We start from the raw sequence: 16,921 nt of genomic DNA on the forward strand, positions 1-16,921 counted from the left end.
GCGCGGACAGTCGCCGGACACGACGCGACCCCCGTGGCGAGCCGGGCCTCGGGGACCCGGGAACGCCGCGGGGGTCGCGTCGATGCGCCTTACTCGGCGACGGGCAGCTCGCGCACGATCTCGACGTCGGTGTCCGCGACGGTCGCGAAGTGGCTCGAGTCGGTGGTCGCGACGATGTAGTCGCCGCCGGCGAGGATCGCGGTGTCCTCGGCGGCCGCCTCGACCTCGGTGAGGCCCGTGGCGAGGTCGTCGCCGGTCGCGTAGATCGAGAGCGTCGTCTCGACGGTGCCGTCACCGTCGGCGTCGCAGGTGTAGACCCAGCCGGCGGCCGCATCGGCGTCGGCCGACTCGCCGCCCTCCCAGGTGCCGCCGAAGGCGTCGCAGCCCGTGCGCGTGTCGATGTCCTCGGCGATCGCCGCGAAGTCGGGGGTCGCGACCTCGGCGCTCGCGCTCGCCTCGGCGTCGGAGTCCGCGCTGCAGGCGCTGAGGAGCAGACCGGCCGTCGCGGCGACGAGCGCCACCTTCACACCGTTGTTGAAAGCCATGGGAGACCCTTCGAGTCAGGGGGACGATTGGTGAACCGCATCAGCGTAGATGAGTTTGCGACACTCGATGTCGGCGCAGGTCCCGGGTACGAGAGCCTCCCGCCGCGACCCAGGCGCGTCGCTGCGCGACCCTAGAGTGGAACCGTGATCGACCTGCGCCACGCGCCCTCGCTGGGCCTCAGCCTGGGCGGCGGCGGGACGCTCGGCGGAGCGCACATCGGGGTGCTGCAGGTCCTGCACGAGCGCGGCATCCGGCCGTCGATGGTCATCGGCACGTCCTCCGGCGCGCTCGTGGGTGCCGCCTACGCGATGGGCCTCGACCCCTACCGGCTCGAGGAGCTGCTGCTCGACGTGCGGTGGACCGATGTGGCCACCGTGCCGCGCCGTCCCGGCATGGGCCTGCTCGACGCGGCCGCGCTGCGGGCGTCGGTCACGGAGCTCATCGGTGGGGACGTGCGGATCGAGGACATGCCGATGCGCTTCGCGGCGGTCGCGACGGACCTGGTCTCGCGGGAGACGGCCGTGATCGAGAGCGGGTCGCTCATCGACGCGCTGCGCGCCTCGATCTCCGTGCCGGGCATCTTCCGCCCGGTGACGCTCGACGGACGCAGGCTCGCGGACGGCGGGCTCAAGACCAATCTTCCGCTCCAGGCCGCTCTCGATCTCGGCGCCAGCCCGGTGATCGGCGTCCGGGTCGCACCCGAGTGGGACGTGCCGGGCTTCTCGAGCGCGGCGCAGCTCCGCGCCCTGGAGATCCGGCCGGACGTGCTCGTCATCTCGCCTGCGCTGCGCGGACGCACGTGGTGGCAGACCAAGGGCCTCGGCGCCGTGGTCGCCGCGGGGCGGGCCGCGGCCGAGGCCGCCCTGTCCGAGTAGCCGCAGGTCCCTCTACGGGATCTCGCGCACCACCTCGCCGCCGAGCCCCGACACCGCCGCGAACTGGTCCGGGTCCGACGTCGCGTAGAGGTAACGGTCTCCCTCGACGATGCCGGTGTCCGTCGCGGCCCCCTCGACGTTCGCGAGGTCGGAGTCGAGCGCCTCGGCGGTCGGGTAGATCGACAGCGTGCCCTCGGCGACGCCGTCACCGTCGGTGTCGCACGTGTACTGCCACCCCACGAGCACATCCGAGCCCGCCATCTTGCCCCCGGCCCATGAGCCGTCGCACGCGATCGCGTCCTTGACGGCCGCGACCGTGCCGGCCACGTCGGGCGTCGCCTCCGCCGCGGGAGCCGAGGCCTCCGCGCTGGCGTCGCCGTCGGAGTCCGAGGAGCACGCGACCAGCACGAGCGCCGTGGCCGCGGCGAGCATCGTCGCCTTCACCGTGTCGTTGATGCGCATGACTCTCCCTTCGCCGGCGGGCCGCTCCTGGCCCGAGACGGCACAACGCCCCCTTCGCGCCAGTATGAGCGGATTCTCCCGGGCGCGCACGGCACGGCTCCGCCGGCGCCGCCTCGCGACGCCGGCGGAGGGAGAGGTTACGCGGCCGGACCCTGCGCCAGGGTGACGGTCGCGGACTGCGTGGCGCCCGCGGCGTCGGTCCAGGTGAGGGTGACCGTGTCGCCGGGGTCGTGCTCCGCGAGCGCCGCGGAGAGCTCGTCGCCGTCGGCCACCGCGACCCCGTCGACGGCGGTGATGACGTCACCGGCCGCGAGACCCGCGTCCGCCGCTGGGGTGTCGGCGAAGACGTAGCCGATCTCCGCGCCGTCGTTCGAGGTCACCACACCCAGGCGACCGTCGGACGTGACACCGATGCCCGCGTCGCTCGCGAGCCCGATCCCGAGGAAGGCGCCGTATCCGAGCGTCACGCCGTCCGACTCGTCGCCCGCCTGGATCTGGTCGACGATCGCGAGCGCGTCCTCGATGGGGACGGCGAAGGCGATCGTGGTGGCGAGCCCGCTCGAGGCCGCCGTGGTCATGCCGACCACCTCGCCCTCGTCGTCGATGAGCGCGCCGCCCGAGTCGCCGCCCACGACATCGGCCGCGAACTGGATCATCCCGTCGAGCGTCTCGCTCTCGGTCGAGTACTCGGCCGCCGTGGTGACGGTGGACTCGAGATCGGTCACCGAGCCGTCCGCCGCCATGAGCACGCCGCCGCCCTCGGCGTTGCCCACCGCGGTGACCGAGTCGCCGATCGCGACCCCGTCGTCGTCGAGCGTGATGGTGGTGAGCCCCGACGCGCCGTCGAGCTGGAGCAGCGCGACGTCGTCCTCGGCGTCCGTGCCGATCACGGTGGCGGAGTACGTCTCCCCCGTCGCCGCGACGGTCACCTCGATCTCGGTCGAGCCCGAGATCACGTGGTTGTTGGTGAGCACGAGCCCGTCGGAGCTCAGCACCATGCCGGTGCCGGCGGCCTCCGCATCCTGGTAGCCGAGCACCGTATCGATGAGCACGATCCCGGTGGACTCGTCGGCCCCCGCCTCGGTCGCGGCCGTCTGCGTCGTGCCGGACGTGCCGGCTGTGCCGGACGCGCCGGACGATGCGCCGCCATCGAGCGTGCTGCCGTCGTCGAGCGTGGCGCCGCCAGCGGACGAGCCACCGCCCGACCACGCCCCACCGCCGGGCGGCATCATGCCGCGCATCGTGCCCGCCGCCGGCTGCGTCGAGGGCACCTGGTCGAGCGTCGTGGTCGCGGTCTCCGTGCTCGCGTCCGAGAGCGCCGATGCCGTGGCATCGTCGTCCGCCATCCGGCTGCTCGACACGACCCCCGTGGCGACCGCGGTGAGCGCCAGCGCGGAGACGGTGGTGGCGACCGCGATGCGACGCATGCGGCGCCCGCGACGCGGAGGGAGGGTCGCCGCCTCCTCGGTCGAGATGACTTCCGTGGACACGTCCCTGCTGTCGCTCATCACGTCCTCCTGAGTAGGTTTCCCATCTCCTACTTCACCGCGCGCGGCGGGGAGGACCCTGAGAGGAATCAGGGAGAACGCCAAGAGCCAGAGTCAGCCGAGGACGGCCGCCGTGATCAGCGGGACCGAGAACATCGCCCAGTCGTTCACGATGTGCGCTCCGGTCGAGACCCACAGGTTCCTGGTCACCACGAAGGCGAGCGTGAGGAGGACGCGTGCCACCGCGATGTACGCGAGGCACTGGAGCACGTTCCAGTCGTACGTCGGCAGGTGCATCAGGCCGAACATCACGGCGGTGGCGATCCACGCGGTCGCGAGCGCCACGCGGCGGTTCCACCGGTAGCGGCGCACCAGCACCGACAGCAGCGCGAGCAGCGGCAGGATGGTGATGAGCTCCTCGCCGAGCAGCTGCGGGATCGTGGCGGCGAAGAAGTGGAGACGCTCCACCGCGGAGGCGTCCGCGAGCGTGTCGCCGGCGGGGTTCGCGGTGCCGCCGATCACGGAGTTGAGGCTCAGCGCGACACCGAACGTGACGGCGAGGTTGAGGAGCCCGAAGCCGAGCATCTGCGCCACCTGGCGCACGCCGACCTGGCGGAACACCGACGTCCAGCCGCGAGGGGCGGCCCACGCGAGGGCGATCAGCGGGAGCGCCGCGAGCAGGATCGCGTGGACCCACATCTCGAGCTCGCCGCCGCCGGGGATCGGCAGCAGCGCGAGCTGGCCGAAGGCGAGCGCGCAGGCCGCGACCACCACGAGCCAGCGACCGCCGCTGATCGCGAACGGTCCGTCGTAGAGGGGCAGGTCGGGCTTCTCGGTGGCTTGCGGGACGTCGTCCTGGTCGGACGCGGTGGCGATCCAGCTCATGTCATCTCCTCGGTGGTCGATGACTCCAGCCTTCCGAAACGCCCCCTTCCGCACATCGTCCGGGCGTGGGCATTCGGGCGTACCGCGATCGCAGTACGCACGCGGAACCGGTCAGGATCCGGCGAGTCCTGCCTGGTAGGCGGCGACCACCAGCTGTGCGCGGTCGCGGGCGCCGATCTTGGTCATCGCCCGGTTGACGTGCGTCTTGGCCGTGAGCGGGCTGACGAAGAGCCGCTGCGCGATCTCGTCGTTGCTCAGGCCCTCGGCGACGAGCAGCACCACCTCGCGCTCACGCTCGGTGAGGTAGCGGAAGCGGTCGCCCTCGACCGACGGCGTGGCGCGGTCCTCCGCGACGTGCGCGATCACGGCGCGGGTCGCCGCAGCGGACAACAGCTCCTCCCCCGCCGCGATGGTGCGGATCGCACCGAGCAGCTCCGCGGGACGCACGCTCTTGCCGAGGAAGCCGCTCGCCCCGCCGCGCAGCGCGCGCAGCACGTACTCGTCCTCCTCGAAGGTGGTGAGGACCGCGATCCGCACGCCCGCGAGGTCCGGGTCCGCGGCGATCTGCTCGGTCGCCTCGAGCCCGTCCGTCCCCGGCATGCGGATGTCCATGAGCACCACGTCGGGGCGCGTCTCACGCACCACCGCGACGGCCTCGGCGCCGTCCGACGCCTCCCCCACGACCTCGATGTCCTCGACGGTGCCGATGATCGCGACGAAGCCGCCGCGGATCAGCTCCTGATCGTCGACCACCACCACACGCGTCGTCATGCCTCCGCCCCTCTCCGCGCCGGCAGCGCCGCACGCACCACGAACTCGTCGCCCTCCCGGCCGGCGGCCACCGTGCCACCCGCCGCAACGGCGCGCTCCGCCATGCCGACCAGGCCGAAGCCCGTGCCCTGCGCGCCGGTATTTGCCTCGTCCACCGCGTTGCGGACCTCGACAGCCAAGATGCCGCCGTCGGAGGCGATCGCGACCGAGGCCGCACCCTCGCCGTACCGCCGCGCGTTGGCCAGGGCCTCCTGGACGATGCGGTACGCCGCATGGTCGGTCGCGGAGGGAAGGTCGTCGGGGACGTCGTGCGCCTCGACGGTCACCTCGAGACCCGCGTCACGCGCCTGCGCGACCAGCTCGTCCAGCAGCGCCAGGCCCGCGGTCGGACGGGTGTCCTCCTCGCCCTGACGCAGCACCCGCAGCATGACCGGGAGCTCCTCGAGCACGCGCGCGCCCGCCTCCTGCACCCGCTCGAGCGCCTCGGACGCATGGGCGGGATCGGAGTCGAGCAGCGCCTCGGCGACGCCGGCCTGGACGTTCATGACCGCCACGTGGTGCCCCACCGCATCGTGCAGCTCGCGCGCGATCCTCAGCCGCTCCTCGGCGACGCGGCCGCGAGCGACGGCCTCGCGGGTCTCCTCGGCCTGCCGCGCGCGCTCGCGCTCCTGCGCGACCGTGCGACGGTAGAGGTTCATCGCGATCCCGACGGCCGTGACGAGCGCCATCCAGATCCCGGCCGAGACCACCACCGAGTCGGCCGCGGCACGCTCCGGCCCGATCGCGAGCACGCCGCCCACGAAGACGACGGCGAGCGCGCCGAGCGCAAGGCCTGCGGGGATCTGCGGGGCGCGGGACACCGCGGTGTAGAGCGCCACCCACATGGGGATCACCGCGGTCGCGACGTCCCCCGTGACGAGCGTCGATGTCCCGACCAGCGCTGCGCAGACCACCAGCACCACGAGCGGGAACGCCCGCCGCCACGCGAGCGCCGCGCACGCGACGAGGGCCGCGAGCATGTCCACCGAGACCAGCTCGTCGAGCCCGTTCTCCACGAGGCCGATGAGGGCGATCACGACCGCGAGCGCTCCCGCGCCGAGCGCGTCGCGCCCGCGCTCGGTCGCCGGCCTCGGCAGCCTGCTCACCAGGGAGGTCATGCCCGCCAACCTAGCGCGGGCGGTGCGCCCCGGGCGCGCGTTTCGGCCGGGCACGCGCTGCCAGTGGGCCGTTCAGTGCGGACCGAACTGCGACCTCCGCAGGGTGGCCGGACCGGCGGGTGGGGCACCCAGCTGCGAGGAGAACTCCCGATCGGCGAGCAGGTGCGCAACCATCTCCGCCCTGCTCGAGACCGCGAGCTTCGCGAACACCCGTCGCAGGTGAGTCGAGACGGTCCACACGCTGATCTCGAGCGCGTTCGCGATCGCCTGGTTGGTGCGGCCACGAGCGACCATGACCGCGACCTGCTTCTCTCGCGGGCTGAGCGCGACGAGCAGCGACGGTCGATGCTCGACCACCACGCAGTGCATTCCACCGACCACGACGTCCAGGAGGACCCCGTCGCCACGATCGAGGTCGGGCTCCGAGCTCCGCAGCAAGCCGATGATCTCCTCGAGCGCGCTCAGGAGGAGCCCATGTTCATCCCGTTGCTCGGCGACCGCATCGACATCGCGACGTCGCGTCGGCGCACGCAGATCGGTCGCCACGCCGTCGGCGAAGCCACCGACGAGCGAGACTCGGCGGAAGGACTCACCCTGCGTCATCGTCGACCCCCCGGTACGTGACTGGTGCGGTGAACACGTCTGTGCTTCGCCCCGCCGTCCGAGCGGACGAGCCCATGATCCGGGCCGCCTGCCGCGCGCTCCGGGGAGGCGTCGCTCGCTGCAAGTCGCACGCCTGGCCGTGGTGCCTCGGCAGGCGTTCTCTGCATCCTACCCAAGGGCCGCTCCGTCGTCCCCGGCCCCGCACGCGGCGGCCGACGGGCCCACTGCGCAGCGCGCCACGTCGAGGCACCCCCGCCTCGCCCCTCACCGCCGGCTACCGGGCGGACGCTTGGACCGCGCGGAGGGATCGCCGCGCCGCTGCGGGACCGGACGCGTCGACCGCCGCGATCCGGAGACGGGCCCGCGCTCGGCCCTCCGAGCCGTGGCTCCGGAAGCCCCGCTGCGCTCCCAGGGCGTCACGCTGCGCGCGCTCGCGCGAGGTGCGAGGCTCATCGCCTGCGCAGACGTCAGCCACTCCTCCGCGGGCTCGGCGATATGGTTGAGCAGCGCCTCGAACTGCGGCCGGTTCGACTCGAGGATGTGGCCGGACGCGAGCCACCGGAGCACATCGCGCCCGGTCTCGGCCATGCGCTGGCGAGGCGAGGTCTGCAGCCGCTCGTCGAAGTAGCGGACGAGGATCTCGTCGATCACATCCCACGCGTTGTCGGCACCGAACAGCTCCATCACGTCCGGCGATCCGAGGATCGCGAAGCACTCCTCCAGCACCTGCATCAGCTCGATGCGCATGACGTTGAGGTGGCCGAACGACGCGAACTTGAGGTTGTTGCGAAGGTCCAGTCCTGCGCGCCGGACCACGGCGATCGACCCGAAGCTCGGGTCGTTCGCCCCCTGCCGCATGACCTCGGAGATGCGCTTGTCGCGCCAGAACAGGGTGACCTGGTTGACGAAGTGCCCGAACAGCCGATGGAAGTCCGTGTTCGGCCGACTCTGGCCGGCACCGAGTCCACGGCCGTAACCCAGCACACGGCGGTATCCGTCGAGCCGATCGCGCCGCGTGTAGCGCAGCACATCGCGGCGATCGAACTGGTAGAGCCGGTACGCCCCCTGCCCGGAGGACAATCGCACCGCGCCCGCCTCGAAGAGCTGCTTGAGCTTCTGGACGACCTTGAAGACCCCGATCTGCTCATGCTGGTAGATGTAGTAGAGATCCCCGACCGCGGCGATGCGCTCCGAGTTCACCTGATCGTCGTAGCGGACCACACCGTTCGGCACCCGCGTCTCGCCCAGCGTGAGCGCCGCGTCGGGTCCGATGCCGATGAGCCCGCCGAAGCCCCCGTCGGGTGGGGCGGGCCGCTGCCCCTCCGCGGCGACCAGGCTGTCGACGTGCTCGTCGATCTGCCGGTGGAGCTCCTCGGCGATCACCGGATTCGAGGCGAGGCTCCCCGCCAGCTGCTCCGCGATCCGTGCGCGGAGCGCGTTGACTCGATCCAGTCGCTCCTGCTGCTCGCGCTGCGTGGGCATGGTGGATCACTTCCCTTCGGTCTTCTGCTCGGCTACGGCGAGCGCGGTCCTCGCCGCCTCGGCCTCGTCCAGTGAGCGCTCGAGTGCGGAGACCGCGTCGATGAGCTCCTGAGCCAGGTCGCGCAGCGGGGGGTTGTCGGAGCTGCCGACCACCTGGGCCGCGATCTCCTCCTGATACCGCGCGCGGGTGTCGGGGCGCAGGTTCTGGCGCTTGAGCGCCGCCTCCGACTTCTTGGAATCCGCCATCCGCGAGGCGAGCGCCTCGCTCGCGAGCCTGACACGCTGCTTGGCGTCCTCCGCAGCGGAGCTGGTGCGGTCGACGTCCGCGCGCAGCGTCGCTAGCACCGCGGCGTCGCTGTCGTCGATCTCGACGACTGAACCGTCGCCGACGTCCTCCTCGTCATCGGCGCCGTACGTCTCGGCATCGTCCCGGCACGGGACCTCGCCGAACTCCTCCGCCCACGACACGTCGGCGTCGACGTCTCCCTCGTTCGGCGCATCGGCGCGCACCGACCAGGGCCAGGACACCGGCGGCGGCGCCACCACCGTCCGTCCGGTGCCCCGGTCGATGATCGCGAGCCGCAGCATCTCGGCCGGCACGAGGAGCCCCTGGTCGGGGACATGGCCGATCGACGCCAGCGCTCCCGCGTCGTCCAGGTCGCGCGTGCGGAACAGACCGGTGACGCTGTCGCGGTCGGCCGATGTGCTCGCGCGGTACGGATGCACGAGCATCTCGGGCGCGAGCTCGGCCTCCGCATCGTCCCCGGAGGTCGGCTCCGATACGAACGCCAGGCCGTAGGAGGGCTGCAGGTTGAGCCCGCGACAGGTGACCTTGAGCGTGCCGTCCTGGCCCTCCACCGGGGTGAGGGTCGCATCCAGCAGCACCACCTGAGCAAAGCGGCCGATCCGCTGCGCGGTCGCGGCGATATCCGTCAGCATCCGTGACAGGCTCGCGACCACCGTGCGGACCCGGGCCAGGTGCATGGCGACCGGGAGCGCTTGCCGCGGACCCGAGCGCAGGCGGTGCGGCGTGCGCGAGCCGGAACGCCCGTCACCCTCATCCGTCGCGCCGCCCGCGTCGACGTCGTCGACGTGCGCCTGAAGCTTCATGAAGGCTCGCACGAGCGCGATCGCGGCCGGCGCCAGCGCCGACACGATGCCGTCGCGTCCAGTCTCCTGCGCGGTCAGCCGTCCGTGCTCGCCGAGGAACGACCTCAACCATGTGAGCAGGCCGTCGAGCGTGAGGTTCTCGGCCGCGTCGATCATCACGGTGCGCCGCTCCGCCTCGGAGATCATGACCGAGTCGAGCACCGCCTCGAGCTCATCGACCTGCTCGGCCGCGGCGTCCATGAGCCACGAGAGCATGATGAGCTCGGTGCCGAGGAAGCCCTGGCCTGGCGCTCCGGCGAACTGCTCGCGCCACGCGGTCCACGCACGCTGGAGGTCGGCGACGAACTCGGCGAGCGTCCAGAAGGCGGTGAGCACGTCCTCGTCATCCACCGTGTTGACGTGGTCGTCGATCAGCCCGAATCGCTCCCGTAGCGCCCCGAGCTGTCCTCCGACCGCGTCGGGGCCCGCCGCAGGATCCGCGTCTCGGCTGCCGGCGAGCGCGGCGAGCTGCGAGTCGACCAGCGCGGCGCGCGGGCCTCCTGCGGCGCCCATCTCGTCGACGACGAGCTCCACGCTCGCCCGCACCACCGCTCGATACGAGTCCATGTCGTCCGGATCAAGGTCGTTCCTCAACGGCACCAGACCGTCGAGGATGCGCACGATCTCGGCGCGCGTGGCGCTCGCTCGCCGGAACAGCGATGCTTGACCTCCCGTCACCGCGCCGAGATCCGCGTGGGCGCGGAGACCTCGCGGGACGTGGACGACCTCGCGGCGCCCTTCGACGATGCGCTCCACGAAAGTGGCCTTCAACGCATCGTCGAAGCCTTTCGGATCCGCGGTCCTCGGGCGCACGCCGAGCGTGCTGTGGAGCAGGTCCGCCACGAGCCTGCCCGACTCGCTCGAGGCGACGCCGCCGCGGGCACGGCCGCGTTCGACCATCGTCGGGAACGGGAGGTCCACCTCCATGATGGTGCTGGTGCGCGGGGTGCCGTCCCGGGCGCTGTCGTCGGGCTTCATGATGACCTCCTCTGGTCGTCGTGCTCGGTGCCGGCAGCCGCCGGCGGGTCGTAGGGTGCCGCGGAGGTCCGAGAGTCGCCCGGTCGCAGCAGCTGCAGCGACAGCAGCTCCGCGACCTCGTGACATGCCGCGCTCACCGAGGCCGCCGCGCGCTCGATGTCGGGCTGGCATCGGAGGATCGACTGCTCGACGCTCCATTGCCACGTGCGCAGCTCGCGGCCGCGTTCGCGCGCCACCGCGCGGAGGTCCGCGATCGGGTCGTAGGACCGGAGGTCCAGCCAGTACCGCCGGACAGCGCTGGAGATGTCGCGGTCGACCCGTGGGAGGATCGCCGGGATCCCGCGCACGTCGGCTGCGGCGTTGAGGACGTCGGACGCGTCGGCGACGGACGCCTGGAGCTCGAGTACGGTCTCGGCGAGACGGTCGACCATGGCGATCTCGCCGGACTCCGGACGCAGCTCGATCACCTGCACCAGCTCCGTGACGCTCTCAGCCAACGAGGCGGTCGCCTCGATCATCTCCTGCCGTGCGCTGGTGAGGGACATGGCTCACCTCCGCGCGAGCTCGCGGTAGAAGCTGCGCATGACGGCCTCCGGGCTGGCGAGCCGTCGGTCGACCGCGACCCGGGCCGCTCCGATGAGGAACCGCTCCGGCACCACGCCCGGATCGTTGCCCGCCGAGATGCGCACCGCGGCCTCCTCGATCATGGACTGGTGGCGGGGTTCGAACGTGATGACCTCGCGCAGCGACCTGCCGCCCAGCGATGCGAACCGCGTGAAGCAGACCGCCTCCACCACCAGGGGGATGCAGGTGCCGGCTGACCGCAGCAGCGGCGGCGGGATGCTGCCGCCGCTCGCCGAGGGGTAGAGCTGCCGCCACGCCCGCGAGTACCGTGCACCGGCCTCCGGGAACCCCATGCGCCGCAGCAGCTCGGCGGACAGCAGGGTGCGCAGATACGGCGTCGGGTGGACGCCTCGCTCCGAGTAGCGCAGCGCCTGATCGGGAGCCCGCCCGAGCACGTCCATGAGCGACGCGACGAAGGCCTCGCCGCCGAGAAGGCAGCCGACCATGTCAGCGAAGATCTCGCGGTTCCACCGGCCCCAGACCGTCGCGACCTGCGGTGGCACGTCGGCGGTGCGCAGCCGGCGCACGATCGTGTCCGGCACCTTCCGCTCGAGCGCGAGCTCATTCTGGAGGTTGTGGCTCACCTCGTGGAGGATCGCCCCCATGGTCCAGGGGTTCACGAGCCGGTGGTACGGCAGCTGGACCAGAGGGAACGGATTGAGCTGACGGCCGAGCCGGCGAAGGGGGATGTTGCGCCGGAAGGTCGCGGGCGAGAATCCGGTGCGCATGTAGGCGAAGGGTGCGGGGCTCGGGATGCTGCGGCTGCTGCCGAGGTGCATGAACACGTGCTGGTAGCAGTCGAGCGCGATGCGATCGCACGCGAACAGCCAGTCGCCGTAGGCGCTCTGCCGCTGCCCGAACAGGTCGAAGTAGAAGTCCCACACCCTCTCCGTGGCGCGCACCCAGTCGTGCGCGCGGCTCTTAGCCTCGAGCACCGCGGTGAGCTGCGCGTGCGTCGGCTGCGCCCCTTGCGCCGCGCGGCTCGCCATCTCGACCTGACCGACCGCCTTCGAGAGAGGGCGCCGCAGCTTCGCGAGCAGCGCGTTCACCGCCTGGACGTGCCCTTCCGACGGCCGAGCGATCGAGTCGCCGAACTCGTCGCGCGAGAAGTCACGGAGAGCGTCGAGGTGCCGGCGGACGTTGACCGCCTGCCCCGACGCGAAGGCCGATACGACGCGGGCCGAGGGCGGAGCCTGCACCGCACGCGCGCGCACCCTCGGCCTGGGTCGGGCCGGGGCCAGGTCAGCGCCGGCGGACACGGCGTCCTGCTCGGCTTCGGGGCACGCGGCGCGCGGGGGTCGATCCTCGCACGCGACCGCGGCGGCGTGCGGCCGCAGCTCCGCGCCGCTTGTCGACCCGAGCGCGACGGTGCCACCGACGGTTGAACACGCCGACCGCGTGCACCGCCCGAGGCGCGGACGCCGGTGCGAGCACGCGTCCGGAGATGGTGCCGAGCGTCCCCAGCGCGCGGGCGGCGTCGATGCGCCGACCCGTGGCCGCCTGGTCGGCGAGGCTCTGCGCGGTGCGCTGCAGGATCACCGGCATCGCCGCCACCAGCTTGCGCGTCTCGGGGTTGTCACGGAGGCGGCGTGCGATCTTGCCGACACCGCGGATGAGCGCGGGTGCGTTCTTGGCGATGAGGGTGCGCGCCCGCGGGATCAGCTTCGCGGCGAGAGGCACGAGCGCCCCGAGGAACTGCTCCGCCTCCGCGTCGCTGCCGGTCGTGGCCGCGCGCATCGCCAGGTGCGCCATGAGCTCCGCCTCGCGGTGGACCTGCGCGACAGGGTCGACCGACGCGCCTGCCTCGTCCTCGAGCTCATCGTCGAGCTCCCACGCGGCCTCGCGCTCGGCCTCCGACTCGAACTCGAACTCCCACTCGGATTCGTACTCCTGTCGTGTCTCGAGCTCGAACTCGGCCTCCAGCTCGAACTCCGCCTCGAACTCGGCCTCCAGCTCGTCCTCGAACTCGCCCTGGATCTCCGGGTACTCGCCCTGGATCGCGGGGTAGGTGGGGTGCGACGAGGTCATGATGGTCTCCGATCGGTGCTTCGATCCGTGACCGTCCGTCGGGCGTGCGACGCGGGTGGCGCCGGACGCCCGACGGGCGGGGTCAGCGACGGCGTGACGCCGTGACAGGCCGGCGGGTGGCGCCCGTGCGCGTCGCGCGGGCGGGAACGGTGGACCGCCGGGGCGTGCGGGCGGCCGAGGCACGGGTCGGGTACGGACGCCCGGTACGAGACCGCGACATCGTCCGCGGCATCGAGGTCGGGGTCCGGCGGACCGGGCGGCGCCCGACAGACGCTCCCGTGCGAGCCGTGGTGCGGGCTGCGGGGTACGCGCGCGTGACCGCCTTGGTGGTGGCGGTCGCCTTCCTACGTCGGTGGGTGACCACGCCGCGCACGTGCCGCTGGGCTGCCGCAGCCTGTGCGCGCGGGCTCGTGAGCACCTTGCGCGTCGTCGCACCGACCACTGCGCCGACATCCGCGCGGCTCACGGGACGTCCGCCGGACTGGGCCACGACCGTGCGGGTGGCCGCGCCGACGATGCTCGGGACCAGCCGGATCACGGGCCGGGTCTGGGGGTTGCGGTGGAGCGCCCGGGTGAGCACGGACACACCCCGGACCAGATGGGGAAGCATCGCCTCGAGGTACAGACGGTCGCGCTCGCTGATCGCCAGCGTCGTGGCCGATCCCGCGAGGGCGGCGGCCTCGGACTCCGAATCGGTGGCGGCAGCACCCGCGGCGAGGTACTCGCTCAGCGTCTCGTTCGGGCTCAGCGGAGCCGTCGCCATGTCTTCGAACTCCGCCTCGAGCTCGTACTCGAGCTCGCCTTCGAGCTGGCTGGTGACAGCGCGTGCGACCGCGCCGGCGGCCGGACCCCCGACAGCGGTCGCGATCAGCGGAGCCGCCTTCTTCGCGATCTTCTTCAGGAGGCCCTTGTTCTTCTTGGCCCAGCGCCAGCCTGCCTTCGCGGCCTTCTTGACCCAGCCGAAGAGCGCCTCGCCCTCGTCCTCCCATTCGAGCTCGAACTCGTCCTCGAACTCGTCTTCGAACTCGAGCTCGTCCTCCAGCTCGTCCTCGAACTCGTCCTCGAACTCGAACTCGTCCTCGAACTCATCCTCCAGCTCGGCTTCGAACTCGTCCTCGTACTCGCCTTCCAGCTCGTCTTCGGCCTCGAACTCATCCTCGAACTCATCCTCGAACTCGAACTCGTCCTCGAACTCATCCTCGAGCTCGCTCTCGAACTCGAACTCGGCATTCATCTGGCTCATGAGGGATCCCTTCTTCCGGTGCGCGGAGGATCACCCGGAGAGGAGATCCCGTTGGACCGCTGCCCTCATCGAATCGCCGGCGCGCCCGGTGCGGGAGTCGCACGAGCGGGGTCGCATGCCGAGGTCCGTCATCCTGGGTCGCGCGGACGGGGTCGCTCATCTGTGCGATCAGGCGCGCGAACAGCGCGCCCGGTCGCAACGGCGTCGGGCGTCATGAGCCGGCGCTGGAGGTTCCGCGCCCGCGAGGAGCCGTCACCGCCACCAGATCGCCGCACGTGCGACGATGAGGCCGCTCAGCGGTGCGCGACCCCCGGCGCATGCGCCCGGCGGATCAGCCGAGCCCCTCGGCCTCGAGCGCGTCGACCAGCAGCGCGACCAGCGCATCGAGCTGCACGTCCGCGGACGATGCGCCCTCCTCCGCCTCGACGCCGTCGAGCGCCGCCGCCGCGAGCCCGGACTTGGAGTCGATGAGCTCGGCGATCTTGGCGTCGATGGTCTGCGCGGCGATGACGCGCCACGCGGTGACCGGCTCGGACTGGCCGATGCGGTGGATGCGGTCGATCGCCTGCGTCTGCTCGGCGTCGGTCCAGGAGAGCTCCGCGAGCACCAGGTTCGACGCCACCTGGAGGTTGAGGCCCACGCCCGCCGCCATGAGCGAGCAGACGACGACCTCGACCTCGGGGTCCTCGGTGAACGCCTTGACGTTCGCGTTGCGCACCCGGGCGGTCTGGTCGCCGCGGATCGACGCGTAGCGGATGCCGCGGTCCGCGAAGATCTGCTCCGCCTGGTCCATCACGTCGACGTGCTTGGCGAAGAACACCACCTTGCCGACGTTGCGGGCGAGCTGCGCGGTGTAATCGGCGGCCAGCGCGGCCTTCGCCTGACCGATGCGGCGGACCATGGCGAAGACGTTCTCGCCGGACTTCTTGTCGCTGCCGTCCTTGAGCTCGGCCGCCGCGATGCGACGCGCGAGCTCGAGGTCGATGCCGTCCTCGACCGGCGCATCGTCCTTCCGGGCCGCGAGCGCGCGGCGGTACGTCTCGACCATGCGCGCGGCGAGCGCCGCCTCGGCGGCGCGGATGGACCGGCCGAGCGGGCCGTCGAGCTCGACCGGGAGGTCGGCGACGGTGCGCGCGGGGATGTCCTTGGCGACGTCGGCCTTGCGGCGGCGGACGATGCCCATGTCGATCACGGCGCCGCGTGCCGCCTTGGAGAAGCCGGCGTCGGTCGGGATGAGCCCGGTCTCCTCGAGCGCTCCCATGAGCGGGCCGAGCGGCTTCTCGTCGTCGATCCAGCCGAGCAGCTCCCAGATCGCGCGGAAGTCCTCGATGTCGTTGATGAGCGGGGTGCCGGTGAGCGCCATGAGGAGCGGACGCGGGGTGCGCCTGCGGATCCGCTCCGAGAGCCCGAGCACGTGCTGCGAGCGCTGCGACCCCTTGTTCTTGATGAAGTGCGCCTCGTCGACCACCATGCCGCGGAAGCCGATGTCGCCGAACCAGCCGACGTGCCGGTCGAGGATGTCGTAGTTGACGATCACCACATCGGCGAAGGCGTCGACCTCGTCCCCGTCGCCGTGGACCACGGTGGCGCGACGATGCGGCACCCACAGGTCGACCTCGTGCGCCCAGTTCGCCTTGACGACGTTGGGGACCACCACGAGCAGCGGGTACGCGTCAGCGACCTCGGCCGCGAGGAGCGACTGCGCGGTCTTGCCCAGTCCCGGCTCGTCCGCCAGGAGGAACGTGCGATGACCGCGCGCGGCGGCTGCGACCAGCTGCGCCTGGTGCGGCATGAGCGCACGCCCCAAGGGGACCCGTACCGGACCCGCGGTGAGCGCCTCGGGCTCAGGCAGCTCCATGCAGGCGCGCACGCCGGTGGTGTCATGCTCGAAGGAACGGAACAGCGGGTCGAGCAGCTCCCATCCGGCGAGCCGGCGCGCCTGGACCGCATGCTCGGGAGTCGCGGAGGCGAAGTTCGGGGCCATGAACGGGTTGGCGAGCTGGTACGAGACCGCCGACTTGGGGACCACGCGCTTCTCGGCGCCGGGCGGCGGCGTGACGGGCGCGGCGGGCTCGGGCTCGTCGGGCACCTCGCGCCCGGCGGCGCCGAGCACCGTCGCCTTGTAGCGGCGTGCGGCGTCGGAGACGCGCGCGTCCTCCGCGAGCAACGCGAGCAGCGAGGTGTCGCGCGCCGCGATCTTGGCGAGGATGGTGGCGAGCCCGTCGAGGCGCTTGAGCTCCTCGTCACGCTTGGCGGTGGTGAGCGACTCGTCGGTCTTGACGCGGGCCCGTTCCTCGCGGACCAGCAGCGCGACCACCTGGAACTTGGTGCGCACGGTCTGGCGCGTCGGCGGACGCTGCACCACGCGATCGACGTCGCGGGCGATCCCTGCGAGCACGGGGATGAGCCCCTGCTCTGTCGGGCGCGACGTGCGGCGGCGCTGGCTTCCGGCAGCGGCGCGCGTGCGACCCGAGCGGCGCTGGCCTGCTCCTGACACTTCGGCTCCTACTCGATCTCGTGCCGCGGACGCGGCACGCTACGCGTGGCGGGGACGTCCCACCTCTGCGCCGGCCCCTGTCCCCTGGCGCTGGCCTCGTCCGTGCTCGCGCGTTCGGCGGCGTCTCGGCGGAC

15 protein-coding genes are annotated in these 16,921 nt (G+C 72.1%); 1 reads left to right on the forward strand and 14 read right to left on the reverse strand.

The genetic code is table 11. The features are described 5' to 3' along the window. Window positions 1-89: 89 nt before the first annotated feature. Complete coding sequence (locus TR42_RS02090) at window positions 90-545, reverse strand: hypothetical protein (RefSeq protein WP_042212608.1); 456 nt, start codon at window positions 543-545, stop codon at window positions 90-92. Between the two features lie 144 nt (window positions 546-689). Here TR42_RS02090 and TR42_RS02095 point away from each other — a divergent pair, with 144 nt between their 5' ends. Beyond that, window positions 690-1,421 carry a patatin-like phospholipase family protein gene (locus TR42_RS02095; protein WP_052405505.1) on the forward strand — a complete coding sequence of 244 codons (732 nt, stop codon included), beginning with the start codon at window positions 690-692 and terminating at the stop codon, window positions 1,419-1,421. Window positions 1,422-1,433: 12 nt separating this feature from the next. On the opposite strand, the gene TR42_RS02100 is transcribed toward TR42_RS02095, so the two are convergent. The 13 genes from TR42_RS02100 to TR42_RS02160 form a co-directional block, all read right to left on the reverse strand. Continuing rightward, entirely contained in the window at window positions 1,434-1,883 is a 450-nt protein-coding gene (locus TR42_RS02100; RefSeq protein WP_042212610.1) for a hypothetical protein, read from the reverse strand. A 137-nt stretch (window positions 1,884-2,020) separates the two neighbouring features. Next, window positions 2,021-3,391: a S1C family serine protease gene (locus TR42_RS02105; RefSeq protein ID WP_052405506.1), complete on the reverse strand. Its 1,371-nt coding sequence runs from the start codon at window positions 3,389-3,391 to the stop codon at window positions 2,021-2,023. A gap of 93 nt (window positions 3,392-3,484) precedes the next feature. Further along, window positions 3,485-4,255 carry a CPBP family intramembrane glutamic endopeptidase gene (locus TR42_RS02110; protein WP_042212611.1) on the reverse strand — a complete coding sequence of 257 codons (771 nt, stop codon included), beginning with the start codon at window positions 4,253-4,255 and terminating at the stop codon, window positions 3,485-3,487. Between the two features lie 111 nt (window positions 4,256-4,366). Then, window positions 4,367-5,026 (reverse strand): response regulator transcription factor, encoded by a 660-nt coding sequence (locus tag TR42_RS02115; RefSeq protein WP_042212613.1) that lies wholly within the window; start codon window positions 5,024-5,026, stop codon window positions 4,367-4,369. Further along, window positions 5,023-6,183, reverse strand: coding sequence for a sensor histidine kinase (locus TR42_RS02120; protein WP_042212615.1), 1,161 nt, complete (start codon window positions 6,181-6,183; stop codon window positions 5,023-5,025). The genes TR42_RS02115 and TR42_RS02120 overlap by 4 nt, the downstream gene beginning before the upstream one ends. 72 nt (window positions 6,184-6,255) lie before the next feature. Beyond that, a complete protein-coding gene (locus tag TR42_RS15230; protein ID WP_074789094.1) occupies window positions 6,256-6,786 on the reverse strand; it encodes a helix-turn-helix transcriptional regulator in 531 nt (176 codons plus the stop codon). Window positions 6,787-7,050: 264 nt separating this feature from the next. Continuing rightward, complete coding sequence (locus TR42_RS02130; protein WP_074789097.1) at window positions 7,051-8,268, reverse strand: hypothetical protein; 1,218 nt, start codon at window positions 8,266-8,268, stop codon at window positions 7,051-7,053. Between the two features lie 6 nt (window positions 8,269-8,274). Beyond that, window positions 8,275-10,395: a hypothetical protein gene (locus tag TR42_RS14005; protein WP_052405507.1), complete on the reverse strand. Its 2,121-nt coding sequence runs from the start codon at window positions 10,393-10,395 to the stop codon at window positions 8,275-8,277. Beyond that, on the reverse strand, window positions 10,392-10,940 hold the full coding sequence (locus TR42_RS02140) for a hypothetical protein (RefSeq protein WP_042212617.1): 549 nt from the start codon (window positions 10,938-10,940) through the stop codon (window positions 10,392-10,394). The genes TR42_RS14005 and TR42_RS02140 overlap by 4 nt, the downstream gene beginning before the upstream one ends. A 3-nt stretch (window positions 10,941-10,943) precedes the next feature. After that, the gene (locus tag TR42_RS02145) at window positions 10,944-12,218 is read right to left on the reverse strand and encodes a hypothetical protein (protein ID WP_201770763.1); all 1,275 of its coding nucleotides are present in this window, start codon (window positions 12,216-12,218) and stop codon (window positions 10,944-10,946) included. A gap of 43 nt (window positions 12,219-12,261) precedes the next feature. Beyond that, window positions 12,262-13,047: a hypothetical protein gene (locus TR42_RS14010; protein WP_052405509.1), complete on the reverse strand. Its 786-nt coding sequence runs from the start codon at window positions 13,045-13,047 to the stop codon at window positions 12,262-12,264. An 82-nt stretch (window positions 13,048-13,129) separates the two neighbouring features. Further along, complete coding sequence (locus TR42_RS14940) at window positions 13,130-14,290, reverse strand: hypothetical protein (protein ID WP_052405510.1); 1,161 nt, start codon at window positions 14,288-14,290, stop codon at window positions 13,130-13,132. A 331-nt stretch (window positions 14,291-14,621) separates the two neighbouring features. Beyond that, window positions 14,622-16,787, reverse strand: coding sequence for a DEAD/DEAH box helicase (locus tag TR42_RS02160; RefSeq protein ID WP_042212621.1), 2,166 nt, complete (start codon window positions 16,785-16,787; stop codon window positions 14,622-14,624). Between the last annotated feature and the right edge of the window lie 134 nt (window positions 16,788-16,921).

This window comes from Demequina mangrovi, assembly GCF_000759715.1.
GTDB lineage: Bacteria > Actinomycetota > Actinomycetes > Actinomycetales > Demequinaceae > Demequina > Demequina mangrovi.

Bases quoted from the DNA above. Each gene is read 5' to 3' on its own strand.
- TR42_RS02115 (WP_042212613.1), bottom strand. From the start codon at position 5,026: ATGACGACGCGTGTGGTGGTGGTCGACGATCAGGAGCTGATCCGCGGC.
- TR42_RS02140 (WP_042212617.1), bottom strand. From the start codon at position 10,940: ATGTCCCTCACCAGCGCACGGCAGGAGATGATCGAGGCGACCGCCTCG.
- TR42_RS02110 (WP_042212611.1), bottom strand. From the start codon at position 4,255: ATGAGCTGGATCGCCACCGCGTCCGACCAGGACGACGTCCCGCAAGCC.
- TR42_RS02130 (WP_074789097.1), bottom strand. From the start codon at position 8,268: ATGCCCACGCAGCGCGAGCAGCAGGAGCGACTGGATCGAGTCAACGCG.
- TR42_RS02120 (WP_042212615.1), bottom strand. From the start codon at position 6,183: ATGACCTCCCTGGTGAGCAGGCTGCCGAGGCCGGCGACCGAGCGCGGG.
- TR42_RS14005 (WP_052405507.1), bottom strand. From the start codon at position 10,395: ATGAAGCCCGACGACAGCGCCCGGGACGGCACCCCGCGCACCAGCACC.
- TR42_RS02105 (WP_052405506.1), bottom strand. From the start codon at position 3,391: ATGAGCGACAGCAGGGACGTGTCCACGGAAGTCATCTCGACCGAGGAG.
- TR42_RS14940 (WP_052405510.1), bottom strand. From the start codon at position 14,290: ATGAGCCAGATGAATGCCGAGTTCGAGTTCGAGAGCGAGCTCGAGGAT.
- TR42_RS02090 (WP_042212608.1), bottom strand. From the start codon at position 545: ATGGCTTTCAACAACGGTGTGAAGGTGGCGCTCGTCGCCGCGACGGCC.
- TR42_RS02100 (WP_042212610.1), bottom strand. From the start codon at position 1,883: ATGCGCATCAACGACACGGTGAAGGCGACGATGCTCGCCGCGGCCACG.
- TR42_RS15230 (WP_074789094.1), bottom strand. From the start codon at position 6,786: ATGACGCAGGGTGAGTCCTTCCGCCGAGTCTCGCTCGTCGGTGGCTTC.
- TR42_RS14010 (WP_052405509.1), bottom strand. From the start codon at position 13,047: ATGACCTCGTCGCACCCCACCTACCCCGCGATCCAGGGCGAGTACCCG.